The 19,831-nt window shown below is 37.9% G+C and carries 18 protein-coding genes; 8 read left to right on the top strand and 10 right to left on the bottom strand.

Annotated features, from left to right (window positions below):
• Positions 1-104 precede the first annotated feature (104 nt).
• The gene (locus ABVM49_RS10355) at positions 105-977 is read right to left on the bottom strand and encodes a M57 family metalloprotease (protein ID WP_035324577.1); all 873 of its coding nucleotides are present in this window, start codon (positions 975-977) and stop codon (positions 105-107) included.
• Positions 978-1,351: 374 nt separating this feature from the next.
• Positions 1,352-2,002 (bottom strand): LON peptidase substrate-binding domain-containing protein, encoded by a 651-nt coding sequence (locus ABVM49_RS10350; RefSeq protein WP_405201786.1) that lies wholly within the window; start codon positions 2,000-2,002, stop codon positions 1,352-1,354.
• Between the two features lie 139 nt (positions 2,003-2,141).
• On the opposite strand from ABVM49_RS10350, the gene lysA reads away from it, so the two are divergent.
• The 3 genes from lysA (at position 2,142) to ABVM49_RS10335 (ending at position 5,171) form a co-directional block, all read left to right on the top strand.
• A complete protein-coding gene (gene lysA, locus ABVM49_RS10345) occupies positions 2,142-3,347 on the top strand; it encodes a diaminopimelate decarboxylase (protein WP_035324575.1) in 1,206 nt (401 codons plus the stop codon).
• 46 nt (positions 3,348-3,393) lie between these two features.
• Positions 3,394-4,533 carry a serine hydrolase gene (locus tag ABVM49_RS10340; protein ID WP_405201784.1) on the top strand — a complete coding sequence of 380 codons (1,140 nt, stop codon included), beginning with the start codon at positions 3,394-3,396 and terminating at the stop codon, positions 4,531-4,533.
• Positions 4,534-4,607: 74 nt separating this feature from the next.
• A complete protein-coding gene (locus ABVM49_RS10335) occupies positions 4,608-5,171 on the top strand; it encodes a PhnA domain-containing protein (protein ID WP_405201783.1) in 564 nt (187 codons plus the stop codon).
• Between the two features lie 101 nt (positions 5,172-5,272).
• Here the strand turns inward: ABVM49_RS10335 and ABVM49_RS10330 are convergent, their stop codons facing one another.
• The 4 genes from ABVM49_RS10330 to ABVM49_RS10315 form a co-directional block, all read right to left on the bottom strand.
• Entirely contained in the window at positions 5,273-6,220 is a 948-nt protein-coding gene (locus tag ABVM49_RS10330) for a nitronate monooxygenase family protein (protein WP_021778778.1), read from the bottom strand.
• Complete coding sequence (locus ABVM49_RS10325) at positions 6,220-7,833, bottom strand: S8 family serine peptidase (protein WP_405201782.1); 1,614 nt, start codon at positions 7,831-7,833, stop codon at positions 6,220-6,222. The genes ABVM49_RS10330 and ABVM49_RS10325 overlap by 1 nt, the downstream gene beginning before the upstream one ends.
• 46 nt (positions 7,834-7,879) lie before the next feature.
• The gene (gene mnmA / locus ABVM49_RS10320; RefSeq protein ID WP_405201780.1) at positions 7,880-9,073 is read right to left on the bottom strand and encodes a tRNA 2-thiouridine(34) synthase MnmA; all 1,194 of its coding nucleotides are present in this window, start codon (positions 9,071-9,073) and stop codon (positions 7,880-7,882) included.
• Positions 9,074-9,282: 209 nt separating this feature from the next.
• Positions 9,283-9,975, bottom strand: coding sequence for a toxin-antitoxin system YwqK family antitoxin (locus tag ABVM49_RS10315; RefSeq protein WP_405201778.1), 693 nt, complete (start codon positions 9,973-9,975; stop codon positions 9,283-9,285).
• 69 nt (positions 9,976-10,044) lie between these two features.
• Between ABVM49_RS10315 and ABVM49_RS10310 the strand changes: the two genes are divergently transcribed.
• On the top strand, positions 10,045-11,445 hold the full coding sequence (locus ABVM49_RS10310; RefSeq protein ID WP_405201777.1) for a fasciclin domain-containing protein: 1,401 nt from the start codon (positions 10,045-10,047) through the stop codon (positions 11,443-11,445).
• Between the two features lie 138 nt (positions 11,446-11,583).
• On the opposite strand, the gene ABVM49_RS10305 is transcribed toward ABVM49_RS10310, so the two are convergent.
• Entirely contained in the window at positions 11,584-13,611 is a 2,028-nt protein-coding gene (locus ABVM49_RS10305; RefSeq protein ID WP_405201775.1) for a dipeptidyl-peptidase 3 family protein, read from the bottom strand.
• Between the two features lie 87 nt (positions 13,612-13,698).
• Between ABVM49_RS10305 and ABVM49_RS10300 the strand changes: the two genes are divergently transcribed.
• Positions 13,699-14,730 (top strand): GyrI-like domain-containing protein, encoded by a 1,032-nt coding sequence (locus ABVM49_RS10300; RefSeq protein ID WP_021778772.1) that lies wholly within the window; start codon positions 13,699-13,701, stop codon positions 14,728-14,730.
• A gap of 6 nt (positions 14,731-14,736) precedes the next feature.
• Positions 14,737-15,108 (top strand): fluoride efflux transporter CrcB, encoded by a 372-nt coding sequence (gene crcB / locus ABVM49_RS10295; RefSeq protein ID WP_405201774.1) that lies wholly within the window; start codon positions 14,737-14,739, stop codon positions 15,106-15,108.
• 16 nt (positions 15,109-15,124) lie between these two features.
• Here the strand turns inward: crcB and ABVM49_RS10290 are convergent, their stop codons facing one another.
• Positions 15,125-15,619, bottom strand: coding sequence for a YkgJ family cysteine cluster protein (locus ABVM49_RS10290; RefSeq protein WP_021778770.1), 495 nt, complete (start codon positions 15,617-15,619; stop codon positions 15,125-15,127).
• Positions 15,620-15,642: 23 nt separating this feature from the next.
• Here ABVM49_RS10290 and ABVM49_RS10285 point away from each other — a divergent pair, with 23 nt between their 5' ends.
• A complete protein-coding gene (locus tag ABVM49_RS10285) occupies positions 15,643-16,353 on the top strand; it encodes a class I SAM-dependent methyltransferase (protein WP_405201773.1) in 711 nt (236 codons plus the stop codon).
• Here the strand turns inward: ABVM49_RS10285 and ABVM49_RS10280 are convergent.
• The gene (locus ABVM49_RS10280) at positions 16,346-16,876 is read right to left on the bottom strand and encodes a DUF2059 domain-containing protein (RefSeq protein ID WP_405201772.1); all 531 of its coding nucleotides are present in this window, start codon (positions 16,874-16,876) and stop codon (positions 16,346-16,348) included. The genes ABVM49_RS10285 and ABVM49_RS10280 overlap by 8 nt on opposite strands.
• A gap of 43 nt (positions 16,877-16,919) precedes the next feature.
• Here ABVM49_RS10280 and ABVM49_RS10275 point away from each other — a divergent pair, with 43 nt between their 5' ends.
• The gene (locus ABVM49_RS10275; RefSeq protein WP_405201771.1) at positions 16,920-17,693 is read left to right on the top strand and encodes a hypothetical protein; all 774 of its coding nucleotides are present in this window, start codon (positions 16,920-16,922) and stop codon (positions 17,691-17,693) included.
• Positions 17,694-17,769: 76 nt separating this feature from the next.
• On the opposite strand, the gene ABVM49_RS10270 is transcribed toward ABVM49_RS10275, so the two are convergent.
• Positions 17,770-19,824, bottom strand: coding sequence for a LysM peptidoglycan-binding domain-containing protein (locus ABVM49_RS10270; RefSeq protein WP_405201770.1), 2,055 nt, complete (start codon positions 19,822-19,824; stop codon positions 17,770-17,772).
• Positions 19,825-19,831 lie beyond the last annotated feature (7 nt).

Genomic DNA, 19,831 nt, shown 5'->3' with positions numbered 1-19,831 from the left:
TACGCTTTCGCGAAAGCGTAAAAATAACCAACAATAAAAACGCCCTATCTAAAAAAGATAGGGCGTTTTGCTTAGGTACTATTTAAATTTGAAAACCTTAAACCTTAGTACATAGCACGCAAAGCAGTAATATCGTTGCTGCTAAACTCTCCGTCCTCATTATTTGAGAAACAAGCTTGCATTATTGAGTCAAAATCTCTTGTAGGAGTACCTGGTAACTGCACAGCACCTGTAGATCCTGCAGACTCTCCTCCACCGCTACCACAGCTCTGACGATCGTAGTAATCTGAGTGACGGAAACCTATAGAGTGACCTATCTCGTGTGTAATTACGTGCTCATTAACATTTGTACTAGAACCTTCAAGGTTGTAAATCTGTACAAATTTATTAGGACGTCCTTGTGCATCTGGAAAACCTGCTACACCTCCAGAACCAGAGTTATTTGCAGAGTTATCATAAACAACCATATCGCTGTTTGAGAAGTTTGTTCCAAACGTAAGTCTAAAACGTAGTGCAGATCCTGAGATACGGTTAAAGTTATTTACCGCCCACTGTAAAGCTGTTCTACCTTTATTAGTAAGACCAAATTGATCATTACCTGTATAACCTATAATGTCTATTGTTCTGTTTGCTCCAGTTACTAGGTTAAAAGTTCTAAACTGGCGCTGGTCGTTAACCTGCATTTGCTGAAGTTCTTTCTCTGTAGTAACAATGTCATCACCTATGTAGATACGCTGCTCTACAGTACCATCTGGAAGGTGGAAATCTCCTTTTGTGATAGCAGCTATATCTATAGCCATACCACGCACTTGATCAATAATAGCTTGATCTGTAACCTCAACACGATTGTTTTCGATTACTACTTCTACATTTGCTTGATCGTCTTGAATAGCATCTGCCTCGTCTTTTTCACAAGAGGTAAATGATACCGCTACTAGCGCTAGTGCCATCGCACTAAATTTGAATTGATTTTTCATTTTGGGTTGCATATTTTAGGATTAATATATGATCCAAAATTAACTTATTTTAACATTAATAATCACCAATAATCAAGACTACAACGTTTTCGTAACTATTTTTATCATATAACTATGTTATTTATTGCATTATTAACAATTCAATAAAGGAAATCCTTTATTGAATTTTAACAATCTGATTAACAACAACTTCAAGGATAATGAAGTCGTGATTAATCTAGTAAATTGGTAGAGATTAGCCCCGTTAACGTCAATAATTACATTAAGATGAGTGTAAAGTGACTATTAAGAAAGTGCTAAGAAAATATCATTTTTAAGGATTTGATAATTTATCAGACATTTTATTATAATCCTGTATATTCAATAAGAAAAACCTATTCTAACTTATAATCTTTAAAGTCTAATGGATCAAAGTTTTTAAAATGTCCATTTAGTTTAATAAGCTCTTTTGTTCTATTTACAGATTTAAGTGTAGGTATAGCCGCTTTTAAATGTGCTATGAGGTAATTAAAGCAATCACTTTCTGAAGAAATTTGTAATAATTCATATTGCTGCTGCATATCGAGTCCCATTTTTTGTGCAAACCTAAAAGCACTTATAGTTTGTACAGCAACCTCTGGTGTTTTTACATCAAGTAAGTCATAAAATGTAGTAAGTAGTTTTACAAATTCTTTTTTGAGATCTAGAGATGCATTATGCTCAAAAGGTACGTATACCACTTCACCTCCAGCATAGAGCCGCTCACCTAGCGTGCTGTAAAAGTCCACTAGTTTAAACACGCGCAGTCCTTTACATATAATATCTGCAGCCCCAGATGGGTATCGCTTTACAACCTGCATTACCTGCATCTCTGTACCATAAGATAAGGTGTTATTAATATAAGTAGGAATCCCAAAGGTGATATTACTCTCCTCACAGTCCTTAAGTAATTGCTGGTATCGCTCTTCAAAAATATGTAAAGAAAGTAGCTCACCTTGATAGGCAACCATCTCAAGAGGAAACATAGGTAAAACAGCTGTAGTCATTGTTTTTATTTTGAAATGTACAAAAGCCTATGCAGGCTGTTATATAATGAACATTTTTTAACCTTATTGTTCAACATTTATAACAAAAGTATTCTCTCTATTTATAGAAGACAGTTAATTTTACTTTAAATATAAAGTGATGACTAATAAAGACCTTTTAAACGTAGTAAAAAACTACGGAAGCCCTGTGTATGTGTATGATGCAGACACAATTACAGCACAATATAATAGACTTACAAACGCCTTTAAAAGTGTAAAACAGTTACGCCTTAACTATGCAGTAAAAGCGTTAAGTAACTTGTCTATTCTTCAACACTTAAAAGGACTGGGGTCAGGCCTTGACACGGTATCTATACAAGAAGTGCAACTTGGTCTTAAGGCTGGCTTTACACCAGATCGTATCATTTTTACTCCTAACGGAGTATCTCTGGGAGAAATAGAAGAAGTTGCAGCAATGGGCGTGCAAATCAATATAGATAACCTTTCTATATTAGAGCAGTTTGGGACAAAACACCCAGAGACACCTGTATGTATACGTATCAACCCTCACGTGATGGCAGGAGGAAATACAAATATCTCTGTAGGACATATAGATAGTAAATTTGGGATTAGTATCCACCAGCTACCACACGTACTACGCATAGTAGAAAACACGGGTATGAATATAAACGGTATACATATGCATACCGGTAGTGATATACTAGACATTGATGTCTTTGTGTATGCTACAGAAATCCTTTTTGAGACGGCAAAGCAGTTCAGCGACCTTACTTTTATCGATTTCGGAAGTGGTTTTAAGGTACCTTATAAAGAGGGAGATATTGAAACTAATATTGAGGAGCTAGGAGAAAAACTAGGGAAACGTTTTAACGCTTTCGCGAAAGCGTATAAAAAACCATTAACCCTCACCTTTGAGCCAGGTAAGTTTCTCGTAAGTGAGTCTGGTAAATTTCTGGTACAGGTAAACGTAGTAAAGCAAACTACCTCAACAGTATTTGCACAAGTAGACAGTGGTTTTAACCATCTTATACGACCTATGCTGTACGGTAGCCAGCACGAGATACACAACATAAGCAACCCTAACGGAAGAGAGCGTTTTTATAGCGTGGTAGGCTACATCTGTGAGACAGATACCTTTGCAAACAACAGACGCATCGCCGAAATTTCTGAAGGAGACATTCTCGCTTTTGATAACGCAGGTGCCTACTGCTTTACAATGGCAAGTAATTACAATAGCCGTTACAGACCTGCAGAAGTACTCATAAAAGGCGGTAAAGCTCACCTTATACGCAAGCGAGAAACCTTTGATGATCTTATTGCAAATCAAGTTCTCATAGAAGAATAGTAATGATATATTTTATAAAAAGACCAGCCCTAAGCTGGTCTTTTTTATGAATACTAACTACATTTATAATATGAGATATGTACTTATATTATGTTTATTTATGGCAAGCTGCTCTACACCCATAGAGAAAGCCCTTAACTCATCTAGCCCGCTTATCACAAGGGTTACAGATAGTATAGATAAATACGAAGTCCAGATTCTTTTTACTCAAATTGATACTACAGATAACGGTGATTTACAATTTAAAGATTACAGTTATGGACTCAATGAACAGAACTACTTTTACCCAGCAAGCACTGTAAAACTTCCAGTTGCTGTACTCGCCGCAGAATATGCAGATGCTAGAGAAGATATAACCCTAGATACACCTTACATCATAGACGGTGATAAGGAGTTGCATAGCATAAGTGATGATCTACGACAGATTTTTGCCGTAAGCGATAATAAAGCTTATAACCGTCTTTATGAATTACTAGGTAGAGATTATATAAACTCCCGCTTACGCGAAAAAGGCTACACACAAACTACCATACAACATAGACTAGCTACACCTGAAGCAGCGGTTAATGCTAGAAAAACAATTCAATTTTTCCCAAGCTATACAGCCGAAAGTGTTATTATCACAAATAAAGAAGACAGTGACCTCATTGCTAACAATGTGGTAGGTAATAAAAAAGGACAGGGCTATATAGAAAATGGAAAACTTGTAAATGAGCCTATGGATTTTGGTTTAAAAAATCACTTCCCATTACAGGAGCAACATCATTTTGTAAAAAGTCTGGTATTCCCCAACTCTTTTGAAACCTCAAAAAAGTTTGAATTATCTGAAACATCAAGACAAAGAGTACTTAAGGCTATGAAAACGCTCCCGCGTGATGCAAAGTATAATCAAGAAGAATATTACGACAGCTTTGTAAAATTCTTTATGTACGGAGACGTAACAACGCCCATCCCAGATAATATACATATCTATAACAAAGTAGGGTTTGCATACGGCACGCTTACAGAAACAGCATATATTGAGGATACTCAAAATGATATACGCTTTATAATCTCTGCCACCATACTTGTTAATGACAATCAAATTTTTAATGACGACACTTATGAGTATGAGCAAATAGGTATTTCCTTTCTCGCTCAATTAGGACGTGAATTTTACGAGCAAGAAAAAGAGCGAAAGGAATAACTAGCTTACGGCTAAATTTTGTTTCTTCGCGCTATTACTCTACATATTCTTTTTATCAATAAAAACTAATTGCCTTGAGCTTAAGAGAACTTAATAAACGTACCATCATTTGTGAACTTTGTAGTAGTGAGTATGACCTCTCCCCTTTTATAGTAGTTCCTAAAGAAAAAGATATACTCGCTTGCAAGACTTGTATTACTCAGATAGAAAATCCTGAGGAGGTAGATTTAAATCACTGGCGCTGTCTTAATGATAGTATGTGGAGTACTGTACCAGCAGTACAGGTCGTGGCGTGGCGTATGCTTACTAGACTTCGTAAAGAAGGCTGGCCACAAGACCTTCTTGATATGATGTATCTAGAAGAAGAAACCTTAGAGTGGGCAAAAGCCACAGGTGAGCATATAGAAGAAGATGAGAATACAGTAATACACAAAGACGCAAATGGTACACGCCTAGCAAATGGTGATAGCGTCGTGCTCATAAAGGATCTTGATGTAAAAGGAGCAAACTTTACAGCAAAGCGTGGAGAGTTTATGAGAAACATAAGTCTAGTACACGATAATGCAGAGCATATAGAAGGTAGAATACAAGGACAACAAGTTGTTATTGTAACAAAATATGTAAAAAAGAGCAACTAGTAAATAACAAGGTTAATACATATCAAAAGTGTATAAAACCAATAAAAAAGACCAACTATCACATTAGATAGTTGGTCTTTTTTTAATCTATAATAGTAGTTTTACCAGTTATCAAAATTGAGTAATGCATTTTTTGCCTCCGTATACTCAGCTATCATATCGCTTACTATAGTGGCAGCAGGTTTTATGTCGTTTATAAGTCCAGATATTTGTCCTATTTCAAGTTCTCCTTGTTCTAGGTCTCCCTCAAACATTCCTTTCTTTGCTCTTGCACGACCTAATAGTTGAACTAGTTGCTCTTTAGTAGGTGCAGTAGTATATAAGGCTGCTACCTCTTCATAAAATTTATTTTTTATAAGTCTTACAGGCGCCAGTTCTTTAAGAGTTAATACCGTATCTCCCTCTTGCGTATCTATGATGGCTTGTTTAAATAATTGATGCGCGCTAGACTCATCACTTGCTGCAAACCTACTTCCTACCTGTACACCATCTGCTCCTAGTGTCATTGCAGCAAGCATACCTCTACCCGTAGCAATACCACCAGCTGCAATAAGAGGTACATCTATCTTATCTTTTACCATAGGGATGAGTGTAAAAGTTGTTGTTTCCTCACGACCATTATGACCACCCGCTTCAAAACCTTCGGCTACAACGGCATCTACACCAGCTTCTTGAGCCTTTAATGCAAACTTCACACTACTTACTACGTGTACAACTTTAATACCGTGCTTCTTTAATTCTTTAGTCCAAAGCTTTGGATTGCCTGCGCTTGTAAAAACAATAGGCACCTTATAATCTACCACAGTCTTCATATGCTCTTCTATGTTAGGATACAACATAGGTATATTAACCCCAAAAGGTTTGTCTGTAGCTTTCTTGCACTTCTCAACGTGCTCTACAAGCACATCTGGATACATAGAAGCAGCACCTATGATACCAAGACCGCCAGCATTACTTACAGCACTAGCAAGACGCCATCCAGAGTTCCAAATCATTCCTCCCTGTATAAGAGGATATTTTATTTTAAATAACGAAGTAATTCTATTCATTAGGACTTTATAAATTTTTGTGTAATAAGCGTGGTACCATCATTAATCTGTATGAGATACACTCCTTTTTTTAGATTTGCTACAGGTAGATAACTTGCCTGAGACTCTACTGTTTTTGTCGCTACGAGTTTTCCAAGAATATCATAGATATGTACATCTACTTTGCTTACATCTTCAGGAAATACTATCATCGCGATCTCCGAGGCAGGATTAGGCACGATATGATACGTGCTGTTATTATTATAATCTTCTAGAGTTAATAAATCATCTAGTGCTGCGCCAAAATCTGGTATTCCGTACCCAAGCTGTGCTGTAGGGTTTGTATATAGAGAAGCAGACTGCCTCACTATTTGCATAACATCTGCATTAGTACGTTGCGGGTTTGCTTGCCAAAAGCTTGTGATAGCACCAGCCATTATAGGTGAGCTAAAGCTCGTACCATCGTTTGTAGTTATGTTATTATTTTGATCTATCACAGCGCTACCAGCACCCTTTGCAACCACATCTGGTTTGATACGACCATCACTAGAAGGACCTATACTACTAAAACTCGCATAATCGCCGTTTTCATCTACAGCTCCTACCGTAAAAGATCCCAAAGCATCTGCTGGAGCACTTATCATCCCATTGCCACTGTTGCCAGCACTAGTTACCACGAGCATTCCTTTCTCAAAGGCAAGATTTGCACCGCGCGATATAAAGGTAGTCTGACCATCCATATCTGCATATGTATAATCATAATCTGGATTGTCAAAAGTGCGATAGCCTAGTGAGGTGTTTATAACATCTACACCCAGACTATCTGCTCGCTCTGCTGCTTCTACCCAGTAAGACTCCTCTACAGGATTTTCACTAGCTACATCTTCTGTACGGAAACAATATACAGCAGCATCTGGAGCTGTTCCCACAAACTCATCTTCTACAAAACCTACAATATCGCTCAACACTCGTGTACCGTGACTGCTATTTGAAAATGCAAACTCATTATCTTCTCTACTTACAAAATCATAACCATCCAGTAACTTTCCTGCGTCTCTCAATCGTGCAAAACCTTCATTTTCATCAACTCCAGGAAAACCAGAATCCATAACGGCTATAACCATCCCCTCACCTGTATAATCTTGTAGATGTAACTCATCTACCGATAGCATAGTAACTTGATTATCTGTCGCCCCATAATTAAAAACTACTCTACTTTGAGATTGTAAAGGATCTTCTTTAGAAAAAAGTAATGGTGTCGCAGCTCTGGTAATGTTCTTATTTGCATACTCAATAGTACTAACAAATGATAGGTTTTCAAGAGCAGCTACCTCCGTTTCTGTACCACGTACGTGTACACAGTTCATCCATTTTGATTTTGCAAGCACTGTAATACCTGTTTGTGATTTTATCTCAGTAATGTAACTTTCATTCACAGGGACATCACGCTCATCTATAATAACACCGTGTAGTTCTTTGCGATCAAGTGCTTCTTGTGAAAGTATTGTTATGGGGTTTTCTAGGCTTTGGGTGACATTTTCCTTATCAACAAAATAAACCCAAGCATCTTGCGCCTCTTGGGCATTTGTGTAAAAGCATACAAACAGTAGACTAAAAAATAATAGGGATCTCATAGCGACATAGTTTATGAGCCAAGGCTCGTAGGATTTCGTACGTAAGTTACGAAATAACCCCAGAACCAAGACACTCCTCACTGTGATGCCAGGCTACAAATTGCCCCTCGGCTATGGCTGTTTGTGGGTTGTCAAATATGACATACATACCTCCATCTACTCTATATAAAGTGGCTTTCTCAAGAGGTTGACGGTAACGTATACGTGCCGCTACCTGCATTGTCTCATCTACCGCAAGTGTAAGATCCTCTCGTATCCAGTGTATCTCTTCTTCCTTTACAAAAAGTCCTTTACGATATAAACCTCTATGGTTTTTACCTTGACCGGTGTATATCACATTATCCTTTACATCTGTATCTATTACAAAGAGTGGCTCTACCGTTCCGCCTACGCCTAGTCCTTTGCGCTGGCCTATGGTAAAATAATGAGCCCCTTGATGCTTCCCTACTACTTTTCCTTCGGCTATGGTATATGATGGTTTTTTTACAAGGTTTTCTAATTCCGCTTTCGCGAAAGCGTTACTAGCCTTCTCCCCACCCGCAACTTCAGGTATAACGGTCTCTGGCACCTCAACGATTACACCTTCCTTAGGTTTAAGCTGCTGCTGAAGAAAATCTGGCAGACGTACCTTACCTATAAAACAAAGTCCTTGAGAATCTTTCTTAACTGCAGTAACGAGTTCTTGTTGTAGTGCAATGTCACGTACCTCTGGCTTTTGTAAATGGCCTATAGGAAACAACGTTTTTGCCAGTTGCTCCTGCGATAGCTGACATAAAAAGTAAGATTGATCTTTATTATTATCTGCCCCAGCGATAAGTTGGTATACTGTCTTACCATCTACCTCTATAGACGATTTCTGACAGTAATGTCCCGTTGCGACGTAGTCTGCACCCAGTGAAAGTGCAATTTTCATAAACACGTCAAATTTAATCTCGCGATTACATAGAACATCTGGATTAGGCGTGCGCCCCATCTCGTACTCTCTAAACATATAATCTACAATGCGTTCTTGATACTGCTCACTAAGATCTACCGTTTGAAAAGGGATTCCTAACTTTTCGGCAACAAGCATCGCATCGTTACTATCATCTAGCCACGGGCACTCGTCAGAGATTGTTACAGAGTCGTCGTGCCAGTTTTTCATAAAAAGGCCTATCACATTGTAGCCCTGCTCCTTAAGCAAGTATGCTGTAACACTACTATCTACTCCTCCACTTAGACCTACTACTACCGTTTTCATAACTTTTACTTAGATATTGTATACTCAATAGTCCCTCTTGAGACTCGCATAAAGTGCCTAGAAACACTCAAAAAAATTGTGGCGCAAAATTACAAAATAACAAGCCATTATAAGAATGACAAAATGTTACTTTTATACGCACTGTATAACTACTTATATACTCTAGTCTATTGTAGTAGTAACTGCTATGATTTCCTTACAGAACAGTACTATTGTACGCCTATTTTATTACGAGGATACTTAATCTCCTTGTCTACTTGACCATTTTTGTAATACTTCCAGAGGCCGTGTTTTCTATTATTCTTATAATTACCCGCTACTTCTTTCTCTCCATAACCGTTATAGAAGATGGCTGGTCCTTCTAGCTTATCTTGTTTATAGGTTAGACTTTTAAGCACCTTTCCTTCCTCTGTATAGGTGATAGCCTTTCCTTCTTTATTTCCATCTACGTATTGCTCGGCAAGTGCCGGAAGTCCGCTTATAAAAAAGACATTGCGCTGTCCATCAAGAAGCCCATTTTTATACTGCTCTTTTATCATAATTGTGGAGCCGTCTTGGTGATATGACAGCCACTCACCTTGTCGTTTACGGTTCTTCATCTTACCTGAACTTACTTTCTTTCCCTCTGTTGTATAAAAAGTAACATCTACAAAGGGTGAATCTGTCGTATATTCTTTTATAGCCGTGGGATGCCCACCACTAGAATCAAAAAATTTAAATACGCCTATTTCTTTACCGTGGTTAAAAGATCCAGTATATCTTAATTGTTTTGAACTCTCATAGGTTTTTTGCCATACGCCGTGACGCTTTCCAGCAGCGTCATATTGATTAATCTCCTGAGCGGCTGTAACACACTGAAAATGAACTACTACTAAGAATAAGCAAACTGTTAATTTTGACATTTTAACTATTTATTGGGATTATTTTTTGTTTATCTATTTTAGTTTTACATTAAACAAAAACTACAAACTATGAAAAATCTATTTAATCTTACAAAATTAGTATTTCTTGCTTTAACGCTATTTGTCTCAGTATCGTGTGATGATGATGATGATAATGGAAATATTATCGAAGGAGAAAGCAACACTATTGCAGACTTTGTTGCAGCAAATGAGGACTACAGTTCTTTACTAGCTGCACTTCAACAAACAGATCTTGATGCAACACTTGCTGGTAATGGAACATTTACAGTATTTGCTCCTAACAATGCGGCTTTTGAAACCTTCTTAGACGGAGCAGCCTTAGAAGACGTAGATACAGACGTACTAAGACAAGTATTACTTAATCACGTTCTTAACACGACACTTACATCTACAGACCTAACAACGGGTTATGTAACAAATCTCGCAACAGAGCCTTCTTCTAATGCTAATATTAGTCTATATGTAGACACAACAGATGGGGTGGTTCTAAATGGTCAATCATCTGTGACTACACCAGATATTGAAACTGATAATGGTGTTATACACGCTGTAGATACGGTAATAGCCTTACCTACCATAGCAACATTTGCCACAACAAATCCTGCCTTAACCTCACTAGTTGCGGCACTCACAGATGAGGGAAATACAGCGTTTACAACACTACTAAGCGACACAGAACAAGACTTTACAGTTTTTGCTCCTACTAATGATGCGTTTGACACATTTCTTGATGGTTCAGCACTAGAAGATGTAGATAATGATGTACTAGCACAAGTATTATCTAACCACGTGGTACCAGGCGCAGTTGCCATCTCTGGGACACTTACTAATAGTTATGTAAATACTGCAGCTACCTTTAATGGTGAGGCAGATGCACCTTTAAGCTTATATATTAATACAGATAACGGTGTTACTCTTAACGGTGGGTCTAATGTAATCGTTGCAGATATTGTTGCAGTAAATGGTGTTGTACACGTAGTAGATACTGTAATAGGGTTACCAGATGTAACAACATTTGCTACGGCAGATCCTAACTTTTCTACATTAGTATCAGCGCTTACTGCAGATGCATCATTTGGATACGTAGGTGCTTTACAAACTCCAAATGGAACAGATCCTGCGCCCTTTACTGTGCTTGCTCCCGTAAACACGGCTTTTGAAAATTTACTTACTGATCTTGGTGTAGATTCTCTAGATGATATTGATACTGCTACACTCGCTGCTACACTAGAACTACACGTTATTGCTGGAGCAAATGTAAGAGCAGAAGGTCTTGCTGGTCTTGATGGAATGATGGTAGAAACACTAGGCGGTACAAATATTACTATACAGGCAGATCCTGCAGCGGCAATTGATCCAGATAATGGTGAGAACCCAATAGTTGCTACAAATGTACAGGCCGCAAATGGCGTTATACACGCTGTAAGTAGAGTATTAAGAGATTTATAATATCCCTCAAAACTTTGTTTAGATAAGCTCCATTGTACTTCTCATACGGTGGGGCTTTCTTTATTTTATGAATTAAAAAAGGCTCTCTTTTCAATGTTGAAAGAGAGCCTTTTTACTTTTTTCGAAAGCGTTATAACACTATTTTAGTGATCCATACTTAGATGCATACTCTAGCATTTGTGACTCAAAGCTTTCTGGCTGCTGGATAGAAAAGCCAGTGATTTCCTCACCATCCATAGTAGGCACAATAGCTGGGTTTACAAAACCGCTGTAAGGTGCGCTTTTAAACTGGCTGTTACGAGCGAGTACTTCTTTATGAATATCTTGATCTACTTGTACTCCATAATCTTCTACAAGATTTTTTGCAGCTTCATAATCTCCTTCAGAAGTGATGCGTTGTGTCTCTCTAAGAAGTTCTCCAAAAATCTCACGCAGCTTTACATAGTCATTTATGTTATAGTACGTCTTACCATCTCTAGTAACTTTTTCTATCACATTATCTTCTAGACCGCGCTCGTAAGACCAAGCACTCACCCACTGGCGATTTACCATATGTGCTTCTTCTACCATATCACCAAGCTCTAAACGTATAAGTTGCGTCATAAGACCGTTACGTATGTAACCGTCATAGGCCGCCTTACCCGTTTTCTCCCAGTCTTCTACAAGACCTAGTTCTTGAAGTTTTGGATCCATAAGGTAGTATAGCCCAAAAAGGTCTGCTCTACCCTCTTCTATGGTAGATTTATAACGTTTAAGCGTTTCCTTAGGTGTCCCTACTCCTTTATTAATTTGTCCAGAGGCGTGACCTACTACTTCGTGTAGCGCTGTGTGAAGTTTATCTCCTAGTTGACCATACTCCTCCTCTAGCGCAATCTCTTCTTCATCGTGTGCAAATTCTTTAAGACGTCCAGAACCTCCCGCATTGTTATATGCGTTTATAATGTTACCTAGCGATACAGACTTACTACCGTGCGTCTGGCGTATCCAGTTATTGTTAGGTAAGTTTACTCCTATAGGTGTAGAAGGTGATGCATCTCCGGCCTCACCAGCAACAATTACTGTTTTATAAGAAACACCTTTTACAGTTTCCTTTTTATGCTCTGGCATAAGTGGTGAGTTATCTTCAAACCATTGTGCCTCTGTAGAGAGTACAGCCATCTTTTTTGACATATCAAAATCTTTGATTTGTACGATGGTTTCATAAGATCCCTTATATCCCTTAGGGTCATTATATACTTCTATAAAACCGTTTATCCAGTCTATATTTCCCTCGGTAGAAGTTGCCCAGGCAATACAGTAATCATCCCAAGTGTCTAGACTTCCAGTCTGGTAGTACTCGATAAGTAAACCTAAGGCTTTTTCTTGTTGCTCATTTTCGGCAACAGTTTTTGCCTTTTCTAGCCATCCTATAATATTATCTATCGCCTCTCCATAAAGACCACCACTTTTATAAACTTGCTCTACAAGTTTTCCGTTTTCTTTTACTAGACGGGTATTAAGTCCTTTTTCTATAGGCTCATTTGCATCTACTTTTATGGCGTCATAAAACTGCTCTGCCTCTGCTGTGGTAACATCTGGGCCATAAAAATTTATCGCACTCTCAAGTACAATATCTGCATCTTTAGAGAGGTTTACTTTCTTGCTGTCTTTATCATTAAAAAGCACATCAAAAGCTTCACCTTCGAGCGTAGCGCCGCTCTCTGCGAGTACTTTTTTAAGATATTCTGGTGAGAAGTCAGGTTTCATCTTTGCATTACTATAGTGGTGGTGTATCCCGTTTGCAAACCAGATTCTCTTTAGGTATGTTTCAAACTGTGCCCACTCTTCGCCTGTTTTTTCAACCTTATCTGATGTATATACAGTCTCAAGAGCCTCTCTAATAGCAAGATTATGTCGGTAGTTTTGTGCCCACATAATATCACGACCAGCAAGACCAGCCTGTGTCATATAGTACACTAGCTTTTGCTCTTTTAGTGTAAGATCTTCAAATCCTGGTATTTGATAACGTAGTATTTTAATATCTGCAAACTGACCTACTGTAAAATCAAAGCCTGTGGTGGCGGTTTTTTCCGCTTTCGCGAAAGCGTTATCACCCTTCTTTTCTTCTGCGCATCCTACTGCCACCATAGCGGCAATGGCAAGTGCGTATACTCCTTTATATTTCATATGTTTTGTGTAAATAATGGTCGTAAATATAACGAAATTCCACACGATGAATTTTATTATCTTTACCCATAAACCAAAACATCACCAATGAAATTTTTAAAATTCTTCCTCTTTCTTATTCTTATCGTAGTTATAGGAGGTGCTATTTATTTTGGTACACAAGACGGCACCTATCAAATAGAATCTACACGCACGATGAATGCACCAAAAGAGGTGATTTATGATATTGTAAACGAGTATAAAACTTGGGAGGACTGGGGACCTTGGAAAAAAGAAGAGCCTACAATGGTTTTTAACTATGCAGATAAAACATCTGGCGAGGGAGCTTCATATAGCTGGCAAGGTGAGATGGATGGCAGTATGACTACTACAGAGGCTATACCTCATACTTCTATAAAACAGGATATGACTTTACAAACTCCAGGTGGAGAGCGCAAGCCAGAGGTTTACTGGACTTTTGAAACTACACCAGAACTAGCAACCATCGTTACCTGGGGAATACAAGGAGAGCATACACTTATGGATAAGGTATACTATGCCATCACAGGTATGGACTTTGATGGTGATATGATGGCGATGTATGATGAAGGGCTTACAGGACTGGAAGCTGCAGCCAGAAAAGAAATCTCAAAATACACTGTTAATGTAGATGGTATCACGCAATACAGCGGCGGTTTTTACCTTTATAGAACTACCTCTGCAAAGGCTAATAAAGTATCTCAAATAATGGGTGAGAATTATGGTGGTATTACTGCTTTTATGAATGAAAACAACATTGCAATAAGTGGGATGCCATTTACTATATATAATGAGACGCTAGATAATGGTGATGTTATTATGACTAATGCCTTACCGGTAAGAGAAAAAATAATTGTTGCAGGTGATGCAAACGTCTTTAGTGGTTATATGCCTACGGTTACTGCTGTAAAGGCAACCTTACGTGGCAATTATGTAAACCTAGGTGAAGCCTGGGCAACAGCGATGCAATATGTACAAGATCAAGGATACACCTTATCAAGCGAAAAGCCATTTGAGGTGTACGTAACAGATCCTCAAAATCACCCTAACCCTGCAAACTGGGTGACAGAGATTTATGTACCTATAGAAGATATAAAATAAACCAATTTGAAATCGCTCTTACTCGTTTTTATAGGTGGTGGCACTGGCAGTGTAGCCAGATATCTATTAGGTAAATACCTCAACAGCCCAACGACGGGAATACCTTATGGGACCTTTGCTGCAAACGTGCTGGGTAGTTTACTTATAGGCATCATTTTAGGGTGGGCGCTTAAAAACAATTCGCTTTCTAGTAATACAGCTTTGCTACTAGCTACAGGATTTTGTGGCGGGTTTACGACTTTCTCAACCTTTGCTTATGAGAACCACGTATTTCTTAAATCTGGAGACTTTATGACCTTTGCACTTTATGCTATCGCTAGTTTTGCGCTAGGGATACTTGCGGTCTTTGGAGGTATGGAAATTACTAAGGCTTTATAGCTTTAAAGTTATATTATTACAACTTAATACGCTTTTTCATTTCTTCTACGATATTAAAGGCAGCTGGGCACATTTTTACGTTTTCTAACGTGAGCTTAGAGATTTGCTGAAACTTTTTTCTATCCGTGTGTGGAAACTCTCTGCAAGCCTTAGGGCGTACCTCATATATAGAGCAGTAATTATCTGCTCCTAGAAAAGTACACGGGGTTTCCTGTAGCACATAGTCCTTATCTTCATCTACTCTCAAATAAGTTTTAATAAAATCAAATTCCTTCATTCTGAAGTGTTTTGAAATACGCTGTATGTCCTTATCTGTAAATAAAGGTCCCGTGGTTTTACAACAATTTGCACACGTAAGGCAGTCTGTTCTTTCAAACTCCTCTTCGTGCAATTCTTGCATTATGTAGTCAAGTTTTTTTGGCGGTTTATTACGCAGCTTTGCAAAGAATTTTTTGTTCTCATTCTGCTTATCTTTGGCCAGCTGTGGGAGGCTTTTTAATACTTCTTCCATCGCGCAAAGGTAATAATAAAGGTATGGGTACAAAGGCAGATATTTTTGGGGCAGCGCTTCTTGATTTTATGAATGATGAGTATACAGAAGATATTGTGGTACACTCCTCTATAGCCGAAGATGATGTGATACCCGTTCCTTATCTATTCAGAGATTTTAAAGCAATGCCCTTACTTGAACAGAAAGCTTTAGAACTTTCTAATGGTAAAACGCTTGATATAGGCAGTGGTGCCGGTAGCCATAGTCTCTGGTTACAAGAGCAAGGTCTTGATGTCACTGGTATTGATATAAGTGAGGGGGCTGTTACGCTTTCGCGAAAGCGTGGTCTTAGAAATTCTATACACGAGGCTATACTTGATCACAAGGGCACTTATGACACGTTACTATTACTAATGAACGGCACGGGAATATTTGAAAAAGTGCAGAAAATAGATAGCTACTTAAAACATCTCAAATCACTTCTATCGCCTGAAGGGCAAATTCTCATAGATGGTTCTGATATAGCCTATATGTTTGAAGACGAAGATGGTGGTTTCTGGGTAGATACACATCGTGATTATTATGGTGAGGTCACTTATAGTATGAGTTACAAGGGTGTACAGGGAGACACTTTTGACTGGTTATATCTAGATTATGCAAAGCTTGAGTGGTATGCAAAAAAAAATGAGCTCAAGTGTGAGCTCATTTTTGAAGGTGATCATTATGATTATCTTGCAAGGCTATCGCTTACATAGAGTATCCCTTTTCGGCAAGTTTATCTACCATAGAGCGATATAAATCTCTACTCCATATTTGAGAAATCTCACCTACATTTTGTGCGATATCTGGTTCTACCATTAATATTTTTTGACCAGTAGGTGTATTGTAAAATACAGAGGCCTCTTTTTGCTGCTCATAGCTTAAGGCTGTTCTGTCTGCAAGTAACTGTCGTCCCGTACCAGTTTCATAAAAGGCAAGCATATTTTGTATATCTTCTTGATTATAGCTACCTCTGTATGCAGATACGAGCATATTTAAAATGCGTTCTACTTGTTTTGGAGTTTCTGCTTTTAGTTCTGTCCAGACTGTTTCTGGCACATTCTGACTTTCGTATTGCTTTTTAAGAAGATCAAAAAGACCATCTGTAGCATTACTATATTGCGCCTCTGTTCCGTTTACTTTAAAATAAGCAAGTACATCTTCGTGATAACTAGTATCTTGAGCCTGAATAGTCAGAGAAGAAATAAAAAATATGGCTAAAAGTAATTTTTTCATCATTTTTACGATTAAATTATAGCCATAAATATAGAACATATAACATATGAAACCCTCACAATATCTCACATTTTTAATACTTATCCTTACTATCGCATTAGGTTGTAGTGACGATGAAACAACAACTGTTCCAGAAACAAATGAAAATGCCGCAAACCAACAACCTCTAGGAAGCTCTGCTGCAGAACTACTATCTAGTGAGGACTTTACAAGTGTGCGTGTAGAGATAGCTTACCCACAAGGTTTTAGACCTACACAGCAAACCCTAGATTTACTCTTACCATTTTTAGAAGAAAGACTGGATAAACCAGACGGCATTACAATGGTAGAATCTATTATAACAACAGATGAAACTGGACCTTATGATATAAACGAGATAGTAGCTATTGAGGATGCGAATAGAACGGTGTTTAACAATGGTGATGAACTAGGCGTGTGGCTTTTCTTTTCTGACGAGCGCAGTGAGGGAGACAGCGGTAACTCTGTAGTACTAGGCTCTGCGTATAGAAATACTTCTATGGTTATTTATGAGAAAACTTTTATTGAACTTGCAAATAACTCTACTACACCTATTAATAGAACACTTATAGAGACCTCTACTATACGTCACGAGTTTGGACACATATTTGGTCTTGTGAATATAGGAACGCCAGATTTATCTGGTCACGAAGATTTAGATAACACTAGACATTGCAATGTAGAGGACTGCCTTATGTATTTTCAGACGGTAACAAATTCCTTTAATACAAGCTCAATAGAAAGCATACCAGATTTTGATGATTTATGTATTCAAGATCTACAGGCCAACGGTGGATTATAGATTGTACTACATAAAAAAATAAAAGGGCGATTGATAACTCAATCGCCCTTTTATTATAGTTTATAATCAACTTCAACTAGTCTTCTAATAAAGATGTTGTCACGACTTCTTCAAGTTGCAACGTGTCTGTATATTTTATTAAGTACACTGCCTGGTTAGAAAAACCACCTGCACCTCTTCTATCATACTTAAATTTATTCTCTACGTAGTCTGTCTCTACTCCAGAAGAAGCTGCACTATATAAGTCTTGAGCATAAGCTAGACGTAGTAGTGTGTCATACATAAGATCATAACCACGTATGGCTTCTTTACTTGGACTCACTCCATACTTAGTCTCATAATTATCTACAAAGGCTTTTACATCTTTATACTTATATTCCTTCTCTACTGATGGAAAGTGAAATGAAAGATTTTTTAAGTGCTCGTGTTGTATCTCGTCACTATTATATGCACTACCTCTATTTGTTGTGAGTAATACGATCTTACGAACCCCCACTTGAGCATTTAGGTTAGTCGTAACATTACTTATTAATGGTACATCGTTAGACTCTAAGAACACCCAGTTTTCAAGCTCGTCTGAGAGTTGACTCGGGATATCATCTGGATATAAAAAGTAACCTTTATCTCCAGATCTAGGGGCAACAGTCTTAGCATTTGGGAAAAGTACCTTAATTTTAGATTTTGTACTTCCGTTTTTAGCATCTGCAATAATGACAATATTTTTGCCCTCTCCATTTTCTTTGAGGAATGATAGCATTTTGTCTCTTAACAATACATCGTTAGGTTTTGAGACAAATATATTACCGCGCCCGATTACCTTATTAGATATAGGGGATATTACAGGAATATTACGCGAGGATAACATAGAAGAAACGCGATCTATATTACTTCCTAAAAGAGGTCCTATTACGGCATTTACACCATTAAAATCATTAGACTGTATAATAGTCTCTACTTTTCTAGCATTTACTGCCTTCCCATCCTTACGGTTATATGCTGTGTCATAAGTATCTATACTTGCAGATATACCTAACTTTTTTGCATCTTCTGCAGCCATAAGGATACCGCTATATAAATCTAATGATAAACGTAGTATACGATCATTTTTAAGTAAATCCTCATTAGTCTCTATATTATCACTTGAAACACGGTTTATACCAAAAGGTAACATTACCGCTATTCGTTTTGTCGAAAAATCTGTTAGGCTAGTTTCAAGACTACCCTTCTTTCCAGGTGCTATCATTACCTCTGGTTGCGTAAAGGTATCGCCATATGCAGGTGTAGGATTATCTGACCCTGGGCTTCCCTTAGGTACTTTAAGTATCATACCTTCCTTAAGACCTTCATCTAATGCTGGGTTAAGCGTTAAAAGTTCATCTGCTTCAAGGTTCAAAGAACGTAGCAAGCTATACATTGTATTGCCTTTCTTAACTTCATAAAAAGCATACTTTTCATTATTAATAATAGTACTTTCTGCAAAGTTTGCCTTAGGCACATTAATCACGTCGCCTATTTTAAGACCATCTTTTACTTGTGGGTTTGCCTGCTCCAGTTCTGCTATTGTGATACCGTACTTTCTGGCAATACCGTATTTAGTCTCTTTTGCAATTACCTTATGTGTGGTTCGCTCTAGTGCGGCTGTTGTAGACTCTGGAAGTGATACTACAGACTCGGTAACTATTTCTGGTTTATAGTTAGTTGGGATACGTAGTTTATCGCCCTTTCTAAGAGTCTCACTATATAAACGCTTGTTATATCTCTTTATAACATCTTGAGGCACACCATAACGTTTTGATAAACTATAAAGCGTCTCCTTTCGTTTTACTTTATGTGTCTTAAAGGTAAGATTATCTTGTTCTACAACTTGCGTGGTTACTTGTGAAGAGGCTGGTAAAATAAGAACTAGACCGTCATAAATTTCCTTCTTGGCATCTGGGTTGAGCTTTGTAATTTCCTTCTCACTTATACCGTACTTCTTTGCAATATCCTTTACAGTCTCACCTCCTTTTACTTGGTGAGATATAAATTTTTGAAAAAAGCTACTAGATGCTTTTGAAACTGCTGTGGTTGAGTTCGCTTTCGCGAAAGCGAAACAAAAAACAACCGCTATTGCTGCAATATATTTAGTCATATTCATA

This window comes from Dokdonia sp. LLG6352-1 (genome assembly GCF_045055815.1).
In the GTDB taxonomy this organism is placed as follows: domain Bacteria; phylum Bacteroidota; class Bacteroidia; order Flavobacteriales; family Flavobacteriaceae; genus Dokdonia; species Dokdonia donghaensis.
Note: the sequence above shows the minus strand (reverse complement) of the source record. Positions and strands in the feature narration are given on the sequence as shown.

What these genes read in the sequence shown, in the direction of transcription:
- ABVM49_RS10355 (WP_035324577.1), bottom strand. Translation starts at nt 977, where the DNA reads ATGAAAAATCAATTCAAATTTAGTGCGATGGCACTAGCGCTAGTAGCG.
- ABVM49_RS10350 (WP_405201786.1), bottom strand. Translation starts at nt 2,002, where the DNA reads ATGACTACAGCTGTTTTACCTATGTTTCCTCTTGAGATGGTTGCCTAT.
- lysA (WP_035324575.1), top strand. Translation starts at nt 2,142, where the DNA reads ATGACTAATAAAGACCTTTTAAACGTAGTAAAAAACTACGGAAGCCCT.
- ABVM49_RS10340 (WP_405201784.1), top strand. Translation starts at nt 3,394, where the DNA reads ATGAATACTAACTACATTTATAATATGAGATATGTACTTATATTATGT.
- ABVM49_RS10330 (WP_021778778.1), bottom strand. Translation starts at nt 6,220, where the DNA reads ATGAATAGAATTACTTCGTTATTTAAAATAAAATATCCTCTTATACAG.
- ABVM49_RS10325 (WP_405201782.1), bottom strand. Translation starts at nt 7,833, where the DNA reads ATGAGATCCCTATTATTTTTTAGTCTACTGTTTGTATGCTTTTACACA.
- mnmA (WP_405201780.1), bottom strand. Translation starts at nt 9,073, where the DNA reads ATGAAAACGGTAGTAGTAGGTCTAAGTGGAGGAGTAGATAGTAGTGTT.
- ABVM49_RS10315 (WP_405201778.1), bottom strand. Translation starts at nt 9,975, where the DNA reads ATGTCAAAATTAACAGTTTGCTTATTCTTAGTAGTAGTTCATTTTCAG.
- ABVM49_RS10310 (WP_405201777.1), top strand. Translation starts at nt 10,045, where the DNA reads ATGAAAAATCTATTTAATCTTACAAAATTAGTATTTCTTGCTTTAACG.
- ABVM49_RS10305 (WP_405201775.1), bottom strand. Translation starts at nt 13,611, where the DNA reads ATGAAATATAAAGGAGTATACGCACTTGCCATTGCCGCTATGGTGGCA.
- ABVM49_RS10300 (WP_021778772.1), top strand. Translation starts at nt 13,699, where the DNA reads ATGAAATTTTTAAAATTCTTCCTCTTTCTTATTCTTATCGTAGTTATA.
- ABVM49_RS10290 (WP_021778770.1), bottom strand. Translation starts at nt 15,619, where the DNA reads ATGGAAGAAGTATTAAAAAGCCTCCCACAGCTGGCCAAAGATAAGCAG.
- ABVM49_RS10285 (WP_405201773.1), top strand. Translation starts at nt 15,643, where the DNA reads ATGGGTACAAAGGCAGATATTTTTGGGGCAGCGCTTCTTGATTTTATG.
- ABVM49_RS10280 (WP_405201772.1), bottom strand. Translation starts at nt 16,876, where the DNA reads ATGATGAAAAAATTACTTTTAGCCATATTTTTTATTTCTTCTCTGACT.
- ABVM49_RS10275 (WP_405201771.1), top strand. Translation starts at nt 16,920, where the DNA reads ATGAAACCCTCACAATATCTCACATTTTTAATACTTATCCTTACTATC.
- ABVM49_RS10270 (WP_405201770.1), bottom strand. Translation starts at nt 19,824, where the DNA reads ATGACTAAATATATTGCAGCAATAGCGGTTGTTTTTTGTTTCGCTTTC.